This window comes from Micromonospora sp. NPDC049240 (assembly GCF_040647835.1).
GTDB lineage: Bacteria > Actinomycetota > Actinomycetes > Mycobacteriales > Micromonosporaceae > Micromonospora.
Map to the genome: position 1 here is coordinate 452,786 of NZ_JBEZCX010000001.1, position 19,469 is coordinate 472,254.

The following is a 19,469-nucleotide window of genomic DNA, read 5'->3' on the forward strand; positions in this document are numbered from 1 at the left end:
TGAGGGGGTGCTGCCCGTAGCGTTCGCCTCGTCCGCCTGGACGGCGATGCTGCGCCGGATCGCCCGCACGGCCGTGACCACTCTGGCGCTGATCGCCGGCCTCCAGGGCATCGCCACGACCTCCGCCGACGCCGCCACGGTGACGCGTCCCGCCGTCGTCACGGTGACCGACACCCGCGTGTCGTCGACCGTCGACGCCGGTCGCGAGGCCACGTCGACCACGTCGGTCGCCGAGCCGGGCACCGCTGCGGCGTGGGCGGTCACCCACTCGGCCACCGGCCCGTCCGTCGCCGACCGGTTCGACGACGCGTCCGTCGCGCCGATCCCGGCCGTCGAGGTCACGGTCACCGACGACGCGGGCCGGGCGACCATCGCCCGCCGCGGGCCGCCGCGCGCCTGACGGGCCACCTTTCCGGTCGCCCCGGCGCGGCCCACCCACCGCAGGTCGCCCCACCCGCGCACCCCGTCGCGCGCCGACGCGCACTCCGCCCGATGCCCGGGCCCCACCCGTTGATCGTGAACAGTTCCACCGCGAGGTGCTGGTATGCAGACCGTCTTCTCCACCGTCCTGCCGGACGTCCCCGCCGCCGCCGTGATCTGGCTGGCCCTGCTCGCCCTGGCGGCGGTCGTGGTCGCCGCGCTCGTCGTCCGCCCCACCCGGTTCCGTGCGGTGTTCGGCGAACGGATCAGCGACGCCGCCCGGCCGAGCAGCATCGACCGGGCCGAGCAGGACCGTGAGCGGGCCCGCGAACGGGCCCGGTACGCGGACGAGGTGTCGGTGGCCGCGTCCCGCGCGACGGTGACCGCCGAACGGCGTCGGGCCGAGTGGCTGGCCGCCCAGGACGAGGCCGAAGCGGCGTGGCTCGCCTGCCAGGCGGCGGAGGAGGACGTCCGCCGGCTGGCCGCCGCCGCGGCCCTGCCGCTGCCCCGGACCGCCCGCACCCCGGCCGAGTACGCGGACCGGGAGCGCTGGCTGCACCGGGCGGCGCTGGACGCCCAGTGGCGCAAGGAGATCAGCGTGCAGCAGCTCAGCGACATCCTCGGCGGGCGCGGCTGGGACCCGAGCCGGCACCCGGTGGAGCAGGAGCTGCTGCTGCGCCGGCTGGTACGGGACAATCTGCTCGCCCGGCAGCGTGCCGCCTCGGAGCGGGAACAGGCCGCCTGGCGGGCCGCCGAGACGGCCGCCGCGGCGGCGCGGAGCCTGCGCGAGGAGGCGTTCACGGCGCTGCACCCGGTCGTCGAGCCGCAGGCGGCACTCTCCATCGTGGGCTTCGCCGGCCCGGAGAGCACGCGGGAGTTGCCGACCGCGACGCAGGTCGCGGAGACCACCCGGGAGCTGACGCCGGTGGCCCGGGGCCGGGCGGCCGTGCCGGCGTACTGAGCATCCGGGCGGCGGCGGCCCGGCTCCGCTAGCGTGGTGTCGTGTCCCGTGAAGCGTGGGTGCTCGTTGTCGTCGCCGCAGTCGTCGCGGCCGCGACGCTGGTCGGCGCGGTGCTGCTCGCGATCCGGGTGGTTCGCACCCGTCGCATGCTGGGCGCGCTCGGCGCCGGCGGCAAGGTCGCCTTCTACGGCGCGCTGATCTACACGATCCTGCCGGTGGACCTGCTCCCCGACCCGATCTACCTGGACGACATGGGCGTACTGGCCGGCGCGCTGTTCTATCTGGGCCGGCTGGCGGCCAAGCACCGGGCGGCGCAACGCGCGACACGGGACGCCCCGGCCACCTCGTTGCCCGCCGCCCCGCCGCGCCGCCCCTGACCGGCGCCGCTCCGCACGAGCGGAGGGACGCCGGTCCGGGCCTCGTCCGGTCGGTCCTACTCGCCGTCCATCCGCATGCTCGGCCACCAGCCGTAGACGCCCGAGCCGACCCGCCAGGAGGCGAGCGGCACGTTGAACCCGCCGGTCGGCGTCGAGGTGAACGTGTGCAGGCCGAGCCCGTTGTCCGGGTACTTGTAGAGGACGGCCAGGTCGTCCCGCCGGTCGCCGTTGTAGTCGCCGCCGACCAGCTTGATGCTGGCGAACTGCCCGAAGATCGACGACGACCACGACTCGACCGGGTCGGTGAAGTTGCCGTCGGGCTTGCCGGTCCAGGTCAGCAGGCGCAGCTTGTTGTCCTTGGTCTGGAGGGCGGCCACGTCGGCCCGCCCGTCACCGGTGAAGTCGCCGTCGACGATCTTCAGGGTGGAGAGGGCACCGGGCGCCTTGTCCGCCGCGACGGACCACGAGGTGTAGCCGGCGCCGAACTTCCCGTCCGCCTGCCCCGGCCAGGTGATGGCCGCCATCGAGCCGTTGGCGTACGCGTAGAAGAGGCTGGCGTCGGCCCGCCCGTCGCCCGTCACGTCACCGGCGAAGACGCTGGTGCTGGCCCAGTTACCGAAGTTCGACGCCCGCCACGCCTCGATCGGCGCGTCGAACCCGCCGTCGGGCCGGGCGAGCCAGTTGATCCACGCCTCGTCGCCGCTGGCGTAGCCGTAGAAGGCGGTGAGGTCGGCGCGACCGTCGCCGTTGATGTCGCCCGACGCCATCTTCATGCTGGTCAGGTGCCCGAAGTTGGGCGAGGTCCAGGAGCGGACAGGTGCGCCGTGGGTGCCGTCCGGGCGGGTGACGAACGTGTCCAACGCGAACGCGTTGGCGGTGGTGGTGGACATGACCGCGAGGTCGTCGACGCCGTCACCGTCGAAGTCGTCGTTGAACACCTTGACCCGGTCCGTAGCGTACGCGCCGGCGCCGCCCCGCCAGACACCGAGCGGACTGCCGAACCCGCCGGTCGACGTGGCCGGGAACGTCTGCGGCGCGATGTCGCCGTTGGCGTAGACGTAGAGGAAGTTGATGTCGCCGTACTGGTCGGTGGCCGGCCCCTGCGGCATGGTGGCGGTGAGCCACGGGCCGAGGTCGTCGACCCGGGTGTCCACCGCGTCCCGGCGGGTCTCCGTCTCGGCGAGGCAGCCGCCCTGCCAGGAGGAGTGGTGCAGGCCGACCAGCCGGGGCGTGCCACCGGTCGTGCGGACGGTCGGGCCGCCCAGGTCACCCCGGCAGATGCCGGCCGTGCCGGTGCCGAGAATGCCGGTCGTGCCGGCGCCGACGCTCTGCACCTCGAACGGCCCGGTGTGCAGTTGGTCCGGCACCCACGTGGTGGCCGTGCGGCCGAAGCCGGCGGCGGTGAGCTGCTCGCCCACGACCGGCGCGGTGCCGAGCGCCACCGGCGCGACGTCCACCCGGCGGGTCAGCCGCACCAGCGCGACGTCGCGGTCGGGGTGCGGCACGACCCGGAAGGCCGACGACGTGGCACCCGTCGAGGTGGTCAGGTCGGAGCGCCCCACGGTGACCGTGGTGGGCCGCGCCGGCTTGCCGTCGACGACGGGCTGGCCGTCGAAGCTGAAGCAGCTCTTGGCGGTGAGCACCCACCACGGGTCGACGAGCGCGCCGCTGCACGAGCGGTCGGCCGGACCGATCGAGATCTTGGCGGCGAAGGCGTAGGAGCCGTCGGTCACGGCGACACCGCCGGTGACGGCCTGTACGGGTGTGGCGGCGGCCCCGGCCAGCAGGACCATGGCTAGCAGGCCGGCGCCGCGAACGGCGACACGGCGGTACGACAGTGACACGACGGTTCCCCCGATTCGAACGGCGCCCACCGCGACGGTGGGCACACGGGGGTCACCTTATGAAGCGTTCGGTACACCCACTGTCCACCTAGGCGTGAAGAAGAGCACACCTGGCAGCCTTGCTCCGGACATCGGGCATGGCGTATGTCTCGTCGTCCGGCGCGCCGCCGGTTCGGCATGTGATGATCGGGCTCGGGGACGAGTGAGGAGACGGCATGGCTGGGCGGCACGGGTTGGATCCGCACGACGGGCGGGTCGCGCGCTTCTTCGCCGACCGGCACCTCGCCACGTTGACCACGTTGCGCGCCGACGGCACGCCGCACGTCGTACCGGTCGGGGTGACCTTCGACCCGGACGCCGGCCTGGCCCGCGTGATCACCTCGGGCGGTTCGGCGAAGGCGCGGCACGTGGCGGGCGCGGGCCCGGCGGGCACGCCGGTCGCGGTGTGCCAGGTCGACGGCCGCTGGTGGTTGACCGTGGAGGGCCGGGCGGTGGTGCGTCGTGACCCGGCGTCGGTGGCCGAGGCCGAGCGCCGGTACGCCGAGCGCTACCGCACCCCGCGCCCGAACCCGGAACGGGTGGTGCTGGAGATCGCGGTGACCCGCCTGCTGGGCAGCCTGCCCGACTGAGCGGCCCGCCCGACTCCCGCCGCCGACGGGTCCCGCACGCACCCGGACACACCGGATCCCGGGCACCCGTTTCGGGGTGGCCCGGGATCCGTCGTCCGGATGCTCAGCGTCCGGTGTCGCCCTCGCCGGTGCGCTGCTGCGCCATGTCGACGCCCTTGTCGATCTGCTGGTCGTACTTGCCGCCGGTGCGCTTGTCGGCCATGTCGCCGGCCTTCTCGATGCCCTGGTCGACCTGCTTGTCGTGCTTGTCGGCGAAGTCTCGGGCCTTGTCCATGAAGTCACTCATGTCGCATCTCCCTTCGGTACCTTGAAGGCCTTCCCTGGGGCCGGGGTGGCAAACGCCGGGCGGGCGATGACGGGCCGGGTGTCGGATTCCGCCGGGTCGGGTACCAACGGCCTCGATCGAGGAGGCGACGTGGACGACGACGCTGGTACGCCCGACCCGGCACGCCCCGCCGGGGCCCGGTTCGACCCGACCCGCTCCGGGCCGGCCCATCCCGACGCGGGTCGGGTCGAGCCGGCCCATGCCGAGCCGGCCCATGCCGAGCCGGCACGGGTCGGGCCCCGGCAGACGTGGGCGGGGCTGCCCTGGCCGGTGCGCACAGCGGTCACCTGGAGCCTCTGCCTCCTGGTGGTGGCCGCCGGGCTGTGGCTGCTCGGGCAGATCGCGGTGCTGCTGGCGCCGCTTGCCGTGGCGTTGGCCGGCACGCTGTTCCTCACCGCGCTGCTCGACCCGGTGCTGGTGCGGCTGCGCCGGCTCCGGGTGCCGGCCGCGCCGGCCGCGCTGCTCACCGTCCTGCTGCTGCTCGGGGTGCTGGCCGGTGCCGGCGTCCTGGTCTGGAACCTCACCGCCAGTCAGTTCGGGGAGCTGAGCCAGCAACTCGACGAGGGCCTGCAACGCAGCCGAGACTTCGTCACGTCCACGCTGCCGGTCAGCGACCAGCAGCTCGACAAGCTGGTCGAGCAGATCCGGCAGGGTGTCAGCGCCGGCGCCCCCGACCCGGTCGCCGGCGCGCAGAAGGTCGCCGAGGTGGCCGGCGCGCTGCTGCTCGGCCTGGTCCTCCTCTTCTTCCTGCTCAAGGACGGCCGGTCGATGTGGCACTGGGTGCTGCGCCGGCTGACCGGGCCGCGTCGCGACGTGACCGCCGAGGCCGGCCGGGCCGGCTGGCGGACGCTCGGCGCGTACAGCCGGGGCACGATGATCATCGCGGCGATCGACGCCATCGGCATCGGGCTGGCGCTGGTCGTGCTGCGCGTTCCGCTCGCGCTGCCGCTCGCCCTGATCACGTTCCTCGGCGGGTTCGTGCCGATCATCGGCGCCACCGTGGCCGGCGCGGTGGCCGTGCTCGTCGCGCTGGCCGCGAACGGCCCGACCACCGCCCTGCTGACGCTGGCGGCGGTGATCGCGGTGCAGCAGATCGAGGGCAACCTGCTGGAGCCGCTCGTGATGCGTCGGCAGGTGCAACTGCACCCGGCGGTCATCCTGGTGGTGGTCACCGCCGGCACGCTCGTCGCCGGCGTCGCCGGCGCGTTCGTCTCGGTGCCGATCGCCGCGGTGCTCTGGCGGGTGCTCGACACCGTGCAGCGGCACCGGTCCGGCGGGACCGCGCGAGCGGCCGGCGTGGACGTCACCGGCTGACCCGGCCGGCCCGGCCCACGCCACCGGCTGACCCGACGACGCCGGCAGCCCCGGGCGTCGCTCGGCTCAGGCCGGATGCGGCTGGCGCAGGTGGGCGACGAACCAGGCGCCGGCCTGGTCGGCCACCTGCTCCAACGTGCCGGGCTCCTCGAAGAGGTGGGTGGCGCCCGGCACGATCCGCAGCTCCGCCACCTCGCCCAGCTCGTCCCGCGCCTGCTCGTTGAGCGTGATCACCTGCTCGTCCAGGCCGCCGACGAGCAGCAGCGTGGGTGCGCGTACCGCGGTCAGTGAGCTGCCGGCCAGGTCCGGCCGGCCGCCCCGGGAGACCACCGCGCCCACCCGGTCCGGGCGGGCCGCGGCGGCGACCAGGGCGGCGGCCGCGCCGGTGCTGGCGCCGAACAGCCCGAACGGCAGGCGTCCCAGCTCCGGGTCGGCGCCCATCCAGTCGACGATGCCGGCCAGCCGTTCGGCGAGCATCCCGATGTCGAAGCGCAGCTCGGCGGTGACCTCGTCCCGGGCCTCCTCGTCGACCGTCAACAGGTCGACGAGCACGGTGGCCAGTCCGCGCGCGTTGAGCGCCCGGCCCACCGCCACGTTGCGCGGGCTGTGCCGGGAACTGCCGCTCCCGTGGGCGAACAGCACCACCCCGCCGGCCCCGGACGGGACGGAGACGTCCCCCGTGAGCCCACCCTCCACCACCGGCACCGAAACCTCACGCACACCCCTCACCCCCGTCCCCGGCATACCCCGCCTCCCGGCGATCATGAAGGTGGCGGCCGGGAGAGCGCTCCGCCACCCCGCCAACTTCATGATCGCCGAGAAGAGCGGGGGAACCGGGAGGGGAGGAGGAGCGGCGCGTGGGTTGCCTTGACGTCGGCGGCAAGGTTTAGCGTCGGCGGGGCGAGGGACGGACGGCGGGCGGGGGCACGGATGCGGATCGGGGAGCTGGCGGAACGGGCCGGTACGAGCGCCCGCACGCTGCGCTACTACGAGAGCCAGGGGCTGGTCCGGCCACGCCGGTCCGCCAACGGCTACCGGGTGTACGACGAGGCGGAGCTGCGTGTCGTGCACGAGATCCGGTCCCTGCTGGCGATCGGCTTCGGGTTGGACGACATCCGCCCGTTCGTCGCCTGCCTGCGCGCCGGGCACGACTCCGGCGACGTCTGCCCGGACTCGGTGGCGGTGCTGCGACGCAAGCTCGCCGAGGTGGACGACTACCTCGACCGGCTCGGCGCGGTCCGCCGCCGCCTGCACGACCAACTCGCCCACGCGATCGCCCACCGGGAGGAAACATGCCTCAGGACACGCAGACCGGCCGACTGACCGCGGTCACCGACGCCACGTTCGCGGCGACGGTGCTGGCCGCCGACCGACCGGTGGTGGTCGACTTCTGGGCCGAGTGGTGCCCGCCCTGCCGGGTGGTCTCGACGCACCTGGCCGAGTTGGCCGAGGAGTTCGGCGACGCGCTGCGCTTCGTCACCCTGAACATCGACGAGAACCCGGCCGCCGCGCGGGCCCACCGGGTGATGTCCGCGCCGACCATGCTGGTCTTCCGCGACGGCGTGGTGGTCGGCTCGATCGTCGGTTCCCGGCCGAAGAACCACCTCCGCCAGAGCTTCGCCCGCCACCTGGACGGTTGAGCCCCGCCCGGGCGGGAACGCGCGGCGTGACCACGGACCCCGACCGATCGCGAGGATCTCCGATGGCGAAACAGGACCGGGAGCGAGACCAGGAACTCACCGACCAGAAGCGTCGCGAACAGGAGCTGGAGGGCTCGCCGGAGTGGGCCGACCAGGCCGCGTCGGCGCGTACCCCCGAGGACCCGCGGGCGGTCGCGCCGCGCGACGCCGGCGGGCGTCCGTCGAACGGCCGCCAGTTCTGAGGTACGCGGACAGCGCGGTCCCGCCCTCCGGGGGCGGGACCGCGCGGCCTCAGCCGGCGTGCTCCGGCAGGTGCATCAGCGGCGCCCGACCCGGCGGCTGCTCCGGCTGCGGTCCGGCCGGGTGCGCCGCCGGCACCGGCACGGTGACCGGCCGGGCGGAGGTGACCCGCAGCGGCTCGCCGTGGTGCAGCAGGTCCAGCACCGTGTCCGGGCCGCCGTTGCGCAGCGAGTACGTGGTCTGGTGCGGCCGGACGTCGACCCGCAGCCGCATCGACCGCCACTGCAACGAGAACTCCAGGCGGCTCAGCCGGCTGGAGAGCCGGGGCGCGAAGGACAGCGTCCCGTCGTGGTCGCGCAGCCCGCCGAAGCCGGCGACCAGCGCGATCCAGGCGCCGGCCAGCGACGCCATGTGCACCCCGTCGCGGGTGTTCTCGTTCAGGTCGTGCAGGTCCATCAGCGCGGCCTCGCGCAGGTAGCGGTGGGCCAGCTCGGGGAAGCCCACCTCGGCCGCCAGCACCGCCTGCGTGCAGGCGCTGAGCGACGAGTCCCGGACCGTGCGGCGCTCGTAGTAGGTGAAGTTGCGCCGCTTCTCGGCGGCGCTGAACGCGTCGCCCCGCCAGTGCATGGCCAGCACCAGGTCGGCCTGCTTCACCACCTGCTTGCGGTACAGGTCGAAGTACGGATAGTGCAGCAGCAGCGGGTACTTCTCCGGCGGCGTGTGCTCGAAGTCCCACTCCTGCAGCCGGGTGAAGCCCTCCACCTGCTGGTGTACTGCGGTCTCCGCGTCGTACGGGACGTGCATGTCGTTCGCGGCGTCCCGCCAGGCGGCCGCCTCCTCCTCGGTGACGCCGAGGTCGAGCGCCTGGTCGCGGTGGCGCATCGCGCAGTCGGCGGCGGTGAGCAGGTTCCGCTGCGCCATCAGGTTGGTGTAGACGTTGTCGTTCTTCACCGCGGTGTACTCGTCCGGGCCGGTCACCCCGTCGATGTGGAACCGGCCGGCGCGGTCGTGGTGGCCGAGCGAGCGCCACAACCGGGCGGTCTCGACCAGCAGTTCCAGCCCGATCTCCCGCTCCAGCGCCTCGTCGCCGGTGACCAGCACGTAGCGGCGCAGCGCGTCGGCGACGTCGGCGGCGATGTGGAACGCGGCGGTCCCGGCCGGCCAGTACGCCGACGACTCCGGCCCCTCGATGGTGCGCCACGGGAACGCCGCGCCTTCGAGGTTCAACGTGCGGGCCCGCTCCTGCGCCTGGGCCATCGTGTCGTAGCGCCACTGCAACGCGTCCCGCACCGCGCCCGGCTGGGTGTAGGTGAGCACCGGCAGCACGAACATCTCGGTGTCCCAGAACGCGTGGCCGTCGTACCCGGGGCCGGTGAGGCCCTTGGCCGAGATGGGTCGCCGTTCCGCGCGGGCACCGGCCTGGAGCACGTGGAAGAGACCGAAGCGGACCGCCTGCTGGACCTCCGGGTCGCCCTCGACGCGCACGTCGGCGGCGTCCCAGAACGCGTCGAGGTATTCGCGTTGCGCGCGGCGCAGCCCGTCCCAGCCGTCGAGGCGGGCGGAGGACAGCGCGGCGCCGACCTGGTCGCGCAGCGCCGGCAGGGACCGGCGACTCGACCAGCCGTACGTGAGGTACTTGACCACCCGCAGCTTCTCGCCGGGCTTGAGCACGCAGCCGATGGTGGTGCGGACCCAGTCCTCGTACCCCTCGGACTCGATGGTGGTGCGTTCCGGGCCGTGCACGTCGTGGCCCATGGCGGCGGCGACCCGCAGGCCGCTGACCTTGGTGCGGTGGATGAGCAGGCCGCCGTCGTCGGTGGTCAGCTCCTCCTCCGCCTGCAACGGCGACTCCAGCACGGCGGCCACCCGGGGGTCGCGGCTCTGCGGCGGCAGTGACTCGTTCGCCACCAGTTCGGACTGGAGGATCAGCCGCAGCGGCCCGTCGACCGCCTCCACCTCATAGTTGATCATCGCGACCGAGCGGTGGGTGAACGACACCAGCCGGGTGCTGCGGACCTTGACCTCGCGACCGGCCGGGGACCGCCAGTGCACCTCCCGCTGGAGCGTGCCGGCGCGCAGGTCGAGCACCCGCTCGTGGTCGATCAGCTCGCCGTAGCGGACGTCGAGCGGTTCGTCGTCGACGAGCAGCCGGATCAGCTTGCCGTTGGTGACGTTGACGATGGTCTGCCCCGACTCGGGGAAGCCGAAGCCGGCCTCCGCGTACGGCAGCGGACGCAACTCGTAGAACGAGTTCAGGTACGTGCCGGGCAGGCCGTGCGGTTCGCCCTCGTCGAGGTTGCCGCGCAGCCCGATGTGGCCGTTGGAGAGCGCGAGCACGGACTCGGACTGGGCCAGCACGTCCATGTCGAGGCGGACCTCGCGGACGTGCCAGGGCTCGACCGGGTACGACCGTTCCCGGATCACCGGGCCGACTCCGTGGTCAGCAGCTCGGCGAGGTCGGTGACGACCACGTCGGCGCCGTGCGCGCGCAGCTCGTCGGCCTGGCCGACCCGGTCCACGCCGATCACGTACCCGAAGCCGCCGGCCCGTCCGGCGGCCACCCCGGCGAGCGCGTCCTCGAAGACGGCGGCCTGCGCCGGCTCGACGCCGAGCAGCCGCGCGCCTTCCAGGAACGTGTCCGGGTGCGGTTTGCCCTGCAACCCGCGCTGCCGGGCGACCACGCCGTCGACCCGTGCCTCCAGCCACCGGTCCAGCCCGGCGGCGTGCACCACGGCCTCGCAGTTGGCGCTGGCCGAGACGACCGCCCGGCGCAGCCCGGCCGCGGTGGCGGCCTCCAGGTAGCGCACCGAGCCGTCGTAGACCTCGACGCCGTCGTGCGCGATGCGCTGGAGCAGGACGACGTTCTTGCGGTTGCCGACGCCGTTGACGGTGTCCGCGTCCGGCGGGTCGTCGGGGGTGCCGTCGGGCAGCGTGATGCCACGGGAGGCCAGGAATGATCGCACCCCGTCGGCGCGCGGTTTTCCGTCCACGTACCGGTTGTAGTCCGGTCCGGGGTCGAACGGGCGGAACGGCTCGCCGGTCTCGGCGGACCGGCGTCGCAGGAGCGCGTCGAACGTCTCGGCCCAGGCGGCGTTGTGCACCTTGGCGGTCTGCGTCAGCACCCCGTCCAGATCGAAGAGACACGCGGTCACGTGCGCGGGTAGGCCCAGCATTGCCTGAATCTATCCAGGCGGCTCACCGGGCAAACCCGCTTCGCGTCTCAGCGGTTCGGGCGCAGGCCCGAGCGCTGCTCGTCGGCAACCCGTGCCGCGTGATCAACAGCCTCATGGACCCCCGCCCTTGAATATCTGTCGCGTTGGCGACATTCAAACGGTGAGCCAAGGGTCGTGAAGATTGACTTCTGACGCCAGCACCGAGTAGCACGGGAGCAGGGAGTGGCGGGATGAATCCACTCAGCCTAGTGGCTGCGATTGTCGGCATCGCCTCCGCCGCATTCGGCGTGTGGCAATACATCGAGCAGCGGCGGAAAGCGGCGAACGAGAAAGTCCGGATCGCCGCCCAACAAGAACGCCTGCGGATGGTGCTCGCCACGGCGGTCTCCGGCGTCGGCGCCGCCGACCTGATCGTCCAGCGCGCCAAGGAGGGGGACGTCAGCGTGGCCGAACTCCAGAGCGTTGCCCGGGTGTTACGGGGAAGCCTGCTGAATCTCGCTCGTCAGATCGAGTCCGAAGACCGTGCCCTGGCACGCTGGCAATACGGCGAATCCTTCCAGAGCGCTCCCAGTCGGTCCGTGGCGGCCGAGGCGGACGGCAGCGGTGATGACTGAACTGCCGCCGCCCGAGTCACCGGAGGAACGACCGGACCGGAACCCACGGGTAAGGCTGACCGGCCTCACTCCGGTGCGCGTCGTCGCCGGTGGGATGTCCTTGGTATATCTCTGCCGGAGCGAGTTCCACGCCGCCGGTGTCGTCGCTGTCAAACGGCTCCGCCCCGAACTCAGCAACACGGAGGAAGGCGCCAGCCACTTCCTCCGTGAGTGCTTCCTGTGGCTGCAACTGGGAAAGCATCCCAACATAGTGACTGCGATCTCGGCGCATCAGGCACAGCACGAGCCGCCCATGCTGGTGATGGAATACGTGCCCGGGTCGTTGCGCCAGACGTTGCGCACGAGCCGGCTCAGCGTCGAGCGGACGCTACGCCTGGCCTGGGACGTGACTCAGGCGCTGCACTATGCCCGGAACCAGCTACCCGCCTTCGTCCACGCGGACCTGAAACCGGAGAACATCCTGATCGACGCGGACTCCACGGCCAAGGTGACCGACCTCGGGCTGGCCCGGGCGATCCTTCGCGAAAGCGGTTCCGGCAGGCCCGCCGCCGACGAGGGCGCCGGTGCCGGCACCCCGCTCTACATGGCGCCGGAGCAGTTCACCGGGCCGGCCGTGCCCGCCAGCGACGTCTACGCCCTTGCCTGCGTCCTCTTCGAGGTGTTGGCCGGGGTGCCACCCTACGGTGTGCCGGACAGGCGCACGAGCTACCGGCTCCAGCATCTCCACGGCACGCCGCTTCCCCTCGCGACACTTCGTCCGGACGTTCCCCCTGCGCTGGTCGACATGATCCACGCCGGCCTGGCGAAGCGCCCGCAGGACCGCCCGGATCTCACCGACATCAGCGACACCATCCGATCTCAGGCCGCCTCGCTGTCGCTGTCGCTGCCCGAAGCCGAACCGGCCGAGCCGGATCTCGGCATCATCCTGGAGGCGATGCGCGGAATGGTCAACATAGGGCTCGCCGACGACGCCATCGCAGCGTACGAGCGAGCACTCGTGCGGCTGCCCGCGATCGAGAACCACGAGCTGGTCCGATACCTGCTGGTGCGGGCGCTGAACGATCTGAAACGCTCAGAAGAGGCGGAGCAGCACCTGGCGTGGCTGGCCGGGCAGGAGAAAGACGATGATGTGTGGAGAGCCTCGATCATCGGAGAAAAGGGGCGTGCCGCATACAATGCGGGTCGCCTGAAGGAGGCGCTGCGGCTATTCGCCGAAAGCGTGGGTATTCATCCGAGGGCAAGCGCGTCATGGGCCAACCTGGCAGCTGCAGCCAAGTCCGCAGGCAACCCGGAACTAGCCGTCCTCGCGTTGCAGAATGCGGTCCTACGATCGCTCAACCTGGCTTATCTGACCGACATCGTGTTTTTGCTGATCGAACTCGGCCGGCCGCGTGAAGCGCTGCGGTACGCGCACGTGGCGGCCAAGGTCCACTCGACTCATCTTGCCGCACGCGGCACTGTCTACCTGGCGGAACAGGCTGTGGCGGAGCAACCCGACGGTGACGTGCCGGCTGCTCCGGAGGATGACCTGCCGGATGACCTGCTGGACGACCTGTCCGGCTTCCGGGAGAACATGAGACAAGCCGTCGACTTCCTGCTGTCGGACAAGTTCAACGAGTGAGGGACGGCGTGCTCGAAGAACGGTTCAGATCGTAGAGACACGCGGACACGTGCGCGGGTAGGCCCAGCATTGCCTGAATCTATCCAGGCGGCTCCCCGGGCAAACCCGCTTCGCGGGTCAGCGGTTCGGGCGCAGCGTCCAGGTCACGGTGAGCGCCGAGGTGACGGTGCCGTCCTCGGTGCCGATCTCGACCTCGACGTCGAACTCGGGCCGCTGCCCGGCGGCCAGCTCGGCCAGCACGTCGGCGGGCGGGCGGGCGAGCCGCGCCGTCGCCAGCACCGGGCCCATCGCCACCTTGCGGTAGCCGATGGTGGCGGTCACGGCCAGCGGTACGGCCCGGTCGAGCACCTGCCCGAACGCGGCGAGCACCACCGCGCCGGAGGCGGTCTCGCCGAGCGTGAACATGGCGCCGGCGTGCGGGCCGCCCACGTGGTTGTGGTGCGCCGGGTCGTCGGGGAGCCGGACCACGGCGCGGACCCCGCCGTCGGCCTCGGGCGCCACCTCGACGATCTCGATGCCGAGCGTACGGGCGAACGGCACCGCTGCGAGGAGACCGGCCGCCACCTGGCGAGAGTCGATGGTCATGCCCGAACGCTACTCGCCGGTAACTTTCCGGGCAAGCAGCAACCCGGCCCGGTTCAGCCCGCGCTGAGATCGGTACGGCGCACGATCCACCAGACGGTCAGCAGCGCCGCCACGGCGAGCCCCAGGTAGCCGCCCGCGACGATCAGGTGGAAGTCGGGGATCCGGCTGCCCGGCTGGTAGAGCAGGTGCTGCTCCAGACCGTGCTCGGTGAAGCAGGTGAGCGTCCGGCCGCTGCCGTTGTCCGGCGGGCAGATGCGTTGCAGCTCGACGCCGGTCAGCTCGCGTCCGGAGGCCTCGTACGCGCCGGACGGCCCGTCGATCCCGTAGTCGATCATGCCGCCGTCGACGACCAGGGCGTTGCCGCGCAGCACGTCGAGGTTCGGCCCGCCGATGGGACGGTGCGCGGACAACGGCGTCATCAGCGTGGGATAGCGCCACTGGACGAGGTAGGTCAGGCCGACGAAGCCCACGATCGCGCCGAACACGGCGGGGAGCGTGCGCCTGAGCGCGGCGCCGAGCGCGACACCGAGCACGAACCAGCAGAGGCTGATCACGACCGGCATCATCGCGGTGTTCAGGAACGGCCCGTACTCGAACAGGCTCACCGGCGCGATCCGGGCCTGGGCCCGCTCCAGATGGTCACTGACGCCGCCGACGGCCGAGGTCACGGCGGCCACGAACAGGCCGAGCATCGCCAGCGTGCTCCACAGCCACCGCTGCGGAGAGACGTCCTGGCTCCAGGCCAGCAGCAGGGTGCGCTGCTCGTGCTCCCGGGTCAGCACCGGAACGCCGACGAACACGCCGATCAACAGCGGCATCCACTGCACCAGCCGGGACAGGGCCGCCATGGTCAGGACCAGGGGCGAGGACCCGGCGAGCCGCTGCCCCTGCGGGGAGCCCTCCGGGCAGAACGTCTCGTGGCACTGGTGCCACAGGCTCGTCAGCTCCACGGAGAGGTAGGTCATCCCACCCACCAGGGCCGCGGCCAGGACCAGCGCGCCGATCAGGGTCCACCGGTGCTGACGCCAGGTCAGCCAGAGCAGACCGCGTACGCCCCCGGCGTACCCGAGGTCGTCCCGGCGGTTCGGGTGGGCGGACACGTCGGTGACCAGGCTCATGCGGCTGCCTTCCGCTCGTGCGACGCCCTGGACGACGCCTTGAGATGGGTCAGGATCAACTCGTCGAGGGTGATGGGCTGGGCGGTCCAGCCGGGGGCTACGACGGCGTGCGCCGTCGGTGGCTCCGCCTGCCGGACGACGAAGGTGGACTGGCGTTCGGTGTGCTGGGCCTGGACGATCGCGCCCGGGCCGGGCGGCTGGTCCGCCCGGGGGCCGGTCAGCCGGACGTGGCTGTCGAGCAACTCCTCGACGTCGCCGGCGAGGACCGGCCGGCCTTCGTCGAGCAGCAGCAGGTGGTCACCGACGCCACTCAGTTCGGCGATGATGTGGGTCGACAGCACGACCGTCATGTCGGCGTCGGCGGCCTCCGCCATGAGTTCGCCTGTCACCTCCGTACGGGCCACCGGGTCCAGGTTGGCGAGCGGTTCGTCAAGCAGCAGCACGGCCGGGCGGGAGCCCAGCGCGACCGCCAGCGCGACCTGGGCCCGCTGCCCGCCGGAGAGCCTGCCGCAGCGACGGTCCAGCGGGATGTCGAAGCGCCGCAGCCAGGACAGCGCGCGCTGCTGGTCCCACACTCGGTTCGTCGACCGGCCGAAGCGGAGCATCTCCGACACCGTGAAGTCGCGGTAGAGCGGCTTGTCCTGGGCCAGGATCGCGACCCGGCTCCCGCCGTCGGTGGCACCGCCCCGGGTCACCGGCCGGCCGTGCACCAGCAGCGTGCCGCTGGTGGCCGCCAGCGTGCCGGCGATGATGCTCAGCAGCGTCGACTTGCCCGCGCCGTTCGCGCCGACCAGCGCGACGATGCGATTCGCCGGCAACTGGAAGGCGCACTCGCGCAGCGCCCACACGCTGCCGTAGCGCCGGCTCAGGCCATGTGCCTCGACGGCGACGGGTTGCCCGCTCACGCGGCACCCTCCCGCTTCTGGCGCGTGGAGTTCTCCACGATCACCGAGGCGAGCAGCGCCTGGACGTCCTCGTCCTCCAGGCCGGCCTCCCGGGCCTGGCCGAGCCACCGGGCGAGGCTGCTCCGCAGGCGGGCCATCACATGGGGGTCGGTGGAGCCGAGCGTCCCGCTGACGAAGGTGCCCGCCCCCTGCCGCGCCTCCACCAGACCGGACAGCTCCAGCTCCCGGTAGGCCTTGAGCACGGTGGTCGGGTTGACCGTGCACGCGGTCACCACGCTGCGCACGGTGGGGAGCTGGTCCCCGGGTTGCAGCGTCCCGATCCGCAGCCCTTCGCGGACCTGCCGCACCAGTTGGGCGTAGGCGGGGACGCTGCTGGACCGGTCGACATGAAAGTTGATCACCTGGTGAGCCCCTTCACGATTGTTATGGTTCAGTAGAACACCAGTCAATCAGCATGGCAAGACGCCTCCGGCGTTTCACCGGCTGCCGGCTCCGGGTAGCCAGTGGCGCATGAACCGCGATCTCGCCCGAGGGCTGACGGTGGCCTGGGGGCTGCCGGAGTTCCGCGACGGGCTGCGTCACCTCGTCGACCTCGACGAGGTGACAGTGCTGCTGGCCGCGCTGTCCGGCCCGGACCGGGACGGCGAGGTCGAGCGGAGCCTGCTGCGTCTGCTGCGGTCCGGCCTGGCGACGACCGAGGTCCGGGAGGCGGTGTTGCTGCTGCTGGAGCGCGACACGGTCCGCCGGCCACTGGTCGCCGCGGCGGTGCAACCGCTCGCGGACCGACCGGCCCGCGCCACCGCCATCACGTCGGCGACCGAGGACCCCGCGGTACGTCGCGAGGTGCGCACGATGCTGGACAGCGCCGACGTGCGGGAGCTGATCTGGCAGGCGATCGACCGCCAGGTGAGCGACGACCGGTTCGGCCTGATCCGCCGGGCGGCCGTGCTGTTCGTACGACATCCGAGCGCCCGGCGCCTCGCGTGGGCGCTCCGCCGGCACGGCGTGCTCCGCGAACTACGCCGCCAGGCGTGATCATTGAGTGTGGCGATGACGAGGCGACCGACGCTGTATCTGACCGTGGGGCTCCCCTGCACCGGCAAGACCACCGCCGCTCGGCGCATCGAACGGGAGCGGCAGGCGCTTCGTCTCACCAAGGACGAGTGGGTGAAGGCCCTCTACGGGCCCGAGAACGGCAGCGAACCCGTCGACGCCCCACCGGCCGGATTCGCGAGCTGGGACGAGTGGCGTAACCACCGCTGGCCGCAGTCGATCTCCTGACGAGGCGCGACGGGCTCATTGTCTTTTATTAAGAGACAATGAGCCCATCCTGGAGGTACTCTGTCTCTTATTAAGAGACATTAGGACATGAGATGATCTACACCACCCCGGAACTCGACGACTACGACCGGGTCGTCCTGGCCGAAATCCACGACATGCGACACACGCTCGCGGACGTCCTGCGCACCCCTCGCCGCTGGACCGGTGGGCTGCGGCGCACCATGCTGGCCCGGGCGATTCTGGGCTCCAACAGCATCGAAGGCTACGTCGTCGCCGAGGACGACGCCGCCGCCGCACTCGACGGCGAGGAGCCACTGAGCGCCGACGATCGCACCTTCGCAGAGATCCGAGGATATCGGCAGGCCTTGGGCTACGTGCTACAAACCGCCGGGGATCCGTACTTCCGCTTCGAGACGTCGACGATCCGCAGTATGCATTACATGATGCTCTCGCACGACCTGGCGAAGAGCCCCGGGCAATACCGCAAAGGGCCGATCTACGTCCACGACGAGCGAACCGACCGGCGGGTGTACGAAGGCGCGGACTTCGACGACGTACCGCACCTCATGGAGGAACTGGCCGAGGACCTGCGGTCGGATGCCACCACCTCTCCGCTCGTCAAGGCGGCGATGGCACACCTGAACCTCGTGATGATCCATCCGTTCCGCGATGGCAACGGGCGGATGGCGCGCGCGCTCCAGACACTGGTGCTGTCGCGGCGGGCCATCGTGGAGCCTGCGTTCTCCAGCATTGAGGAGTGGTTGGGGAGCAACACCGAGGACTACTACCGGGTGCTGGCCGCCACCGGCCGGGGGCACTGGAATCCCGAGGGGTCGGCACACCTCTGGGTGGCGTTCAACCTGCGTGCTCATCACATGCAGGCGCAAACCGTGGCTCGCCGGTTCCGGGAGGCCTCCGGAATCTGGTCGGAGTTGGATTCGATCGTGGCCGAGCGACGGCTCCCCGAGCGAGTCACCGACCTGCTCTACGAGGCGGTTCTGGGATACCGCGTCCGCCGTTCCGGATACGTCAAGCTCGCCGACGTCGAGGAGCGGACGGCGACACGCGACCTGACCAGCCTTGCCGAACAGGGTCTGTTGGAAGCGCGCGGCGAACGGCGAGGAAGGCACTACGTCGCCGGTCCCCCACTGGCGGAGGTGCGAGAGAGGGCCCGCGTCGGCCGCGCGCCGATCAGGGATCCTTACCCAGACATGCCGGTCGTGCTCGCGACCCAGACCGCCACACCGACTGAGCCTATGTAGCGCGAGCGGCCGGGCCGATGTCGGAGCCGGCGTCAACGGTCACGGCCCTCCCTCCGTCACAGGCAAGCGCCGGTGGCGGGGGCTGGTCAGGCGCGCTTGGCGTACGCGACGAACGTCGCCCAGCTCGCCGGCGTGAACGTCAGCGCCGGCCCCTGCCGGTCCTTGCTGTCGCGGACCCCGACCACGCCGGGCAGATTGTCCGCCACCTCGACGCAGTCGCCGCCGTTGCCGCTGCTACGGGTGCTCGTGCGCCAGGTCGCGCCGGTCAGCTCCATCGGTTCGCCGCCTCCGAGATCGCCGCCAGGGTCGCCCCGTGCGGCATCGCCTCCGCACGGACGGACTCCCAGGTCTGCCGCAGGGAGTTCACGTCCGCCGTCCGTTCCACGATTGTGCCGTGCATCTGGTTGTCGAGGTAGCCCACGTCGTCGCCGTCGGCCGGGGTGGCGAGCACGAACGCGCCGTTGAGCCCCGGATGGGCGCCGACCGTCTCCGGCACCACGTGCAGGTGCACCCGGGTCCGGCGGCCCATCTCGACCAGGTGCGCCAACTGCTCCCGCATCACCTTCGGGCCGCCGACCGGGCGGGTCAGCACCGAGTGGTCGAACACGGCCACGAACTGCGGCGGCGTGGGCTGATCCAGCACCGCCTGCCGGGCCAGCCGCGCGGCCACCTGCTGCTCCAGCGCCTCGCCGACGAACTGCGCGGCCCCCTCGTAGAGCGCGCGGGCGTACTCCTCGGTCTGCAACAGGCCCGGGACCACAAGCGGTTGGAAACTGCGCAGCGCGGTCGCCTCCTGCTCGATGCCCACCCACTCGCGGAACCACGGCAACAGCGACTCCTGCACCAGCGCGGCCCGGATGCGGACCAGCAGGCCACCGGCGTCGAGCACCTCGTCGCAGCGCTCGGTGAACTCGGCACGCGGCGCGCGGCGGCACTGCTCGACGGCCGCCACCAGCGACGCCGAATAGCTCACCCGCTCGCCCAACGCCTCCTGCGTCAGCCCGGCCTCGGAACGGAGCCGGCGCAGCTCACCGGCGAACAGCTCCCACAACGCCATACGGATCATCTGCACACCTCTGCACACGGTTGCACACGGAAGACGGCCGGTCGGACGGCCCGGAAGGTGGGGGTGGAACGCCTTCCGACCCTAGCGACGCGGT

The 19,469-nt window shown here is 72.0% G+C and carries 24 protein-coding genes; 13 read left to right on the plus strand and 11 right to left on the minus strand.

Annotated elements, in window-relative coordinates; genetic code table 11:
* The first annotated feature begins 7 nt into the window (after nt 1-7).
* The 3 genes from AB0B02_RS02170 to AB0B02_RS02180 all read left to right on the plus strand — a co-directional run bounded on the left by AB0B02_RS02170 (nt 8) and on the right by AB0B02_RS02180 (nt 1,758).
* A complete protein-coding gene (locus AB0B02_RS02170) occupies nt 8-400 on the plus strand; it encodes a hypothetical protein (protein ID WP_357294374.1) in 393 nt (130 codons plus the stop codon).
* Nucleotides 401-544: 144 nt separating this feature from the next.
* Entirely contained in the window at nt 545-1,381 is an 837-nt protein-coding gene (locus tag AB0B02_RS02175) for a hypothetical protein (RefSeq protein WP_281943350.1), read from the plus strand.
* Between the two features lie 41 nt (nt 1,382-1,422).
* Nucleotides 1,423-1,758, plus strand: coding sequence for a YkvA family protein (locus tag AB0B02_RS02180; RefSeq protein WP_281943351.1), 336 nt, complete (start codon nt 1,423-1,425; stop codon nt 1,756-1,758).
* A 56-nt stretch (nt 1,759-1,814) separates the two neighbouring features.
* Here AB0B02_RS02180 and AB0B02_RS02185 read toward each other — a convergent pair whose 3' ends face one another.
* On the minus strand, nt 1,815-3,602 hold the full coding sequence (locus AB0B02_RS02185; protein WP_357294387.1) for a trypsin-like serine protease: 1,788 nt from the start codon (nt 3,600-3,602) through the stop codon (nt 1,815-1,817).
* Between the two features lie 215 nt (nt 3,603-3,817).
* Between AB0B02_RS02185 and AB0B02_RS02190 the strand changes: the two genes are divergently transcribed.
* Entirely contained in the window at nt 3,818-4,231 is a 414-nt protein-coding gene (locus AB0B02_RS02190; protein ID WP_281943353.1) for a TIGR03618 family F420-dependent PPOX class oxidoreductase, read from the plus strand.
* A gap of 103 nt (nt 4,232-4,334) precedes the next feature.
* Here AB0B02_RS02190 and AB0B02_RS02195 read toward each other — a convergent pair whose 3' ends face one another.
* Nucleotides 4,335-4,517, minus strand: a complete 183-nt coding sequence (locus AB0B02_RS02195) for an antitoxin (protein WP_107154798.1) — start codon at nt 4,515-4,517, stop codon at nt 4,335-4,337.
* Between the two features lie 129 nt (nt 4,518-4,646).
* Here AB0B02_RS02195 and AB0B02_RS02200 point away from each other — a divergent pair, with 129 nt between their 5' ends.
* Nucleotides 4,647-5,870 (plus strand): AI-2E family transporter, encoded by a 1,224-nt coding sequence (locus AB0B02_RS02200; protein ID WP_281943355.1) that lies wholly within the window; start codon nt 4,647-4,649, stop codon nt 5,868-5,870.
* Between the two features lie 66 nt (nt 5,871-5,936).
* Here AB0B02_RS02200 and AB0B02_RS02205 read toward each other — a convergent pair whose 3' ends face one another.
* Complete coding sequence (locus AB0B02_RS02205) at nt 5,937-6,635, minus strand: alpha/beta fold hydrolase (protein ID WP_281943811.1); 699 nt, start codon at nt 6,633-6,635, stop codon at nt 5,937-5,939.
* A 165-nt stretch (nt 6,636-6,800) separates the two neighbouring features.
* Here AB0B02_RS02205 and AB0B02_RS02210 point away from each other — a divergent pair, with 165 nt between their 5' ends.
* The 3 genes from AB0B02_RS02210 (at nt 6,801) to AB0B02_RS02220 (ending at nt 7,752) form a co-directional block, all read left to right on the plus strand.
* Nucleotides 6,801-7,193: a MerR family transcriptional regulator gene (locus AB0B02_RS02210; protein ID WP_281943357.1), complete on the plus strand. Its 393-nt coding sequence runs from the start codon at nt 6,801-6,803 to the stop codon at nt 7,191-7,193.
* On the plus strand, nt 7,163-7,510 hold the full coding sequence (gene trxA, locus AB0B02_RS02215; protein ID WP_281943359.1) for a thioredoxin: 348 nt from the start codon (nt 7,163-7,165) through the stop codon (nt 7,508-7,510). Before AB0B02_RS02210 ends, trxA begins: the two co-directional genes overlap by 31 nt.
* A 62-nt stretch (nt 7,511-7,572) precedes the next feature.
* The gene (locus tag AB0B02_RS02220; protein ID WP_281943361.1) at nt 7,573-7,752 is read left to right on the plus strand and encodes a hypothetical protein; all 180 of its coding nucleotides are present in this window, start codon (nt 7,573-7,575) and stop codon (nt 7,750-7,752) included.
* Nucleotides 7,753-7,801: 49 nt separating this feature from the next.
* On the opposite strand, the gene AB0B02_RS02225 is transcribed toward AB0B02_RS02220, so the two are convergent.
* On the minus strand, nt 7,802-10,174 hold the full coding sequence (locus AB0B02_RS02225; RefSeq protein ID WP_281943362.1) for a glycoside hydrolase family 65 protein: 2,373 nt from the start codon (nt 10,172-10,174) through the stop codon (nt 7,802-7,804).
* The gene (locus AB0B02_RS02230) at nt 10,171-10,923 is read right to left on the minus strand and encodes a beta-phosphoglucomutase family hydrolase (protein ID WP_281943364.1); all 753 of its coding nucleotides are present in this window, start codon (nt 10,921-10,923) and stop codon (nt 10,171-10,173) included. The genes AB0B02_RS02225 and AB0B02_RS02230 overlap by 4 nt, the downstream gene beginning before the upstream one ends.
* A 230-nt stretch (nt 10,924-11,153) precedes the next feature.
* On the opposite strand from AB0B02_RS02230, the gene AB0B02_RS02235 reads away from it, so the two are divergent.
* The gene (locus AB0B02_RS02235) at nt 11,154-11,537 is read left to right on the plus strand and encodes a hypothetical protein (protein WP_281943366.1); all 384 of its coding nucleotides are present in this window, start codon (nt 11,154-11,156) and stop codon (nt 11,535-11,537) included.
* A complete protein-coding gene (locus AB0B02_RS02240; RefSeq protein WP_281943368.1) occupies nt 11,530-13,158 on the plus strand; it encodes a serine/threonine-protein kinase in 1,629 nt (542 codons plus the stop codon). The genes AB0B02_RS02235 and AB0B02_RS02240 overlap by 8 nt, the downstream gene beginning before the upstream one ends.
* Nucleotides 13,159-13,275: 117 nt before the next feature.
* On the opposite strand, the gene AB0B02_RS02245 is transcribed toward AB0B02_RS02240, so the two are convergent.
* From AB0B02_RS02245 to AB0B02_RS02260, 4 genes are read right to left on the minus strand one after another with little or no spacing between them, the layout of a single operon-like run.
* A complete protein-coding gene (locus AB0B02_RS02245; protein ID WP_281943370.1) occupies nt 13,276-13,743 on the minus strand; it encodes a DUF4442 domain-containing protein in 468 nt (155 codons plus the stop codon).
* A gap of 53 nt (nt 13,744-13,796) precedes the next feature.
* Complete coding sequence (locus AB0B02_RS02250) at nt 13,797-14,861, minus strand: ABC transporter permease (protein ID WP_281943372.1); 1,065 nt, start codon at nt 14,859-14,861, stop codon at nt 13,797-13,799.
* On the minus strand, nt 14,858-15,766 hold the full coding sequence (locus tag AB0B02_RS02255) for an ABC transporter ATP-binding protein (RefSeq protein ID WP_281943373.1): 909 nt from the start codon (nt 15,764-15,766) through the stop codon (nt 14,858-14,860). The genes AB0B02_RS02250 and AB0B02_RS02255 overlap by 4 nt, the downstream gene beginning before the upstream one ends.
* Entirely contained in the window at nt 15,763-16,167 is a 405-nt protein-coding gene (locus tag AB0B02_RS02260) for a GntR family transcriptional regulator (protein ID WP_281943375.1), read from the minus strand. The genes AB0B02_RS02255 and AB0B02_RS02260 overlap by 4 nt, the downstream gene beginning before the upstream one ends.
* A 109-nt stretch (nt 16,168-16,276) precedes the next feature.
* Here AB0B02_RS02260 and AB0B02_RS02265 point away from each other — a divergent pair, with 109 nt between their 5' ends.
* From AB0B02_RS02265 to AB0B02_RS02275, 3 genes are all read left to right on the plus strand, one after another.
* A complete protein-coding gene (locus AB0B02_RS02265; RefSeq protein ID WP_281943376.1) occupies nt 16,277-16,801 on the plus strand; it encodes a hypothetical protein in 525 nt (174 codons plus the stop codon).
* A gap of 15 nt (nt 16,802-16,816) precedes the next feature.
* Nucleotides 16,817-17,047, plus strand: coding sequence for an AAA family ATPase (locus AB0B02_RS02270; protein ID WP_357294499.1), 231 nt, complete (start codon nt 16,817-16,819; stop codon nt 17,045-17,047).
* Between the two features lie 92 nt (nt 17,048-17,139).
* On the plus strand, nt 17,140-18,309 hold the full coding sequence (locus AB0B02_RS02275; RefSeq protein WP_357294514.1) for a Fic family protein: 1,170 nt from the start codon (nt 17,140-17,142) through the stop codon (nt 18,307-18,309).
* 86 nt (nt 18,310-18,395) lie between these two features.
* Here the strand turns inward: AB0B02_RS02275 and AB0B02_RS02280 are convergent, their stop codons facing one another.
* Together AB0B02_RS02280 and AB0B02_RS02285 are read right to left on the minus strand one after the other, a co-directional pair.
* On the minus strand, nt 18,396-18,584 hold the full coding sequence (locus tag AB0B02_RS02280) for a DUF397 domain-containing protein (protein ID WP_357294522.1): 189 nt from the start codon (nt 18,582-18,584) through the stop codon (nt 18,396-18,398).
* Nucleotides 18,575-19,375 (minus strand): helix-turn-helix transcriptional regulator, encoded by an 801-nt coding sequence (locus AB0B02_RS02285; RefSeq protein WP_357294529.1) that lies wholly within the window; start codon nt 19,373-19,375, stop codon nt 18,575-18,577. The genes AB0B02_RS02280 and AB0B02_RS02285 overlap by 10 nt, the downstream gene beginning before the upstream one ends.
* Nucleotides 19,376-19,469: the final 94 nt, after the last annotated feature.

Excerpts from the sequence above, each read along its gene's own strand:
- AB0B02_RS02220 (WP_281943361.1), top strand. The coding sequence starts at position 7,573 with ATGGCGAAACAGGACCGGGAGCGAGACCAGGAACTCACCGACCAGAAG.
- AB0B02_RS02230 (WP_281943364.1), bottom strand. The coding sequence starts at position 10,923 with ATGCTGGGCCTACCCGCGCACGTGACCGCGTGTCTCTTCGATCTGGAC.
- AB0B02_RS02190 (WP_281943353.1), top strand. The coding sequence starts at position 3,818 with ATGGCTGGGCGGCACGGGTTGGATCCGCACGACGGGCGGGTCGCGCGC.
- AB0B02_RS02195 (WP_107154798.1), bottom strand. The coding sequence starts at position 4,517 with ATGAGTGACTTCATGGACAAGGCCCGAGACTTCGCCGACAAGCACGAC.
- AB0B02_RS02210 (WP_281943357.1), top strand. The coding sequence starts at position 6,801 with ATGCGGATCGGGGAGCTGGCGGAACGGGCCGGTACGAGCGCCCGCACG.
- AB0B02_RS02250 (WP_281943372.1), bottom strand. The coding sequence starts at position 14,861 with ATGAGCCTGGTCACCGACGTGTCCGCCCACCCGAACCGCCGGGACGAC.
- AB0B02_RS02175 (WP_281943350.1), top strand. The coding sequence starts at position 545 with ATGCAGACCGTCTTCTCCACCGTCCTGCCGGACGTCCCCGCCGCCGCC.
- trxA (WP_281943359.1), top strand. The coding sequence starts at position 7,163 with ATGCCTCAGGACACGCAGACCGGCCGACTGACCGCGGTCACCGACGCC.
- AB0B02_RS02270 (WP_357294499.1), top strand. The coding sequence starts at position 16,817 with ATGACGAGGCGACCGACGCTGTATCTGACCGTGGGGCTCCCCTGCACC.
- AB0B02_RS02245 (WP_281943370.1), bottom strand. The coding sequence starts at position 13,743 with ATGACCATCGACTCTCGCCAGGTGGCGGCCGGTCTCCTCGCAGCGGTG.
- AB0B02_RS02265 (WP_281943376.1), top strand. The coding sequence starts at position 16,277 with ATGAACCGCGATCTCGCCCGAGGGCTGACGGTGGCCTGGGGGCTGCCG.
- AB0B02_RS02285 (WP_357294529.1), bottom strand. The coding sequence starts at position 19,375 with ATGATCCGTATGGCGTTGTGGGAGCTGTTCGCCGGTGAGCTGCGCCGG.
- AB0B02_RS02275 (WP_357294514.1), top strand. The coding sequence starts at position 17,140 with ATGATCTACACCACCCCGGAACTCGACGACTACGACCGGGTCGTCCTG.
- AB0B02_RS02240 (WP_281943368.1), top strand. The coding sequence starts at position 11,530 with ATGACTGAACTGCCGCCGCCCGAGTCACCGGAGGAACGACCGGACCGG.
- AB0B02_RS02235 (WP_281943366.1), top strand. The coding sequence starts at position 11,154 with ATGAATCCACTCAGCCTAGTGGCTGCGATTGTCGGCATCGCCTCCGCC.
- AB0B02_RS02205 (WP_281943811.1), bottom strand. The coding sequence starts at position 6,635 with ATGATCGCCGGGAGGCGGGGTATGCCGGGGACGGGGGTGAGGGGTGTG.
- AB0B02_RS02280 (WP_357294522.1), bottom strand. The coding sequence starts at position 18,584 with ATGGAGCTGACCGGCGCGACCTGGCGCACGAGCACCCGTAGCAGCGGC.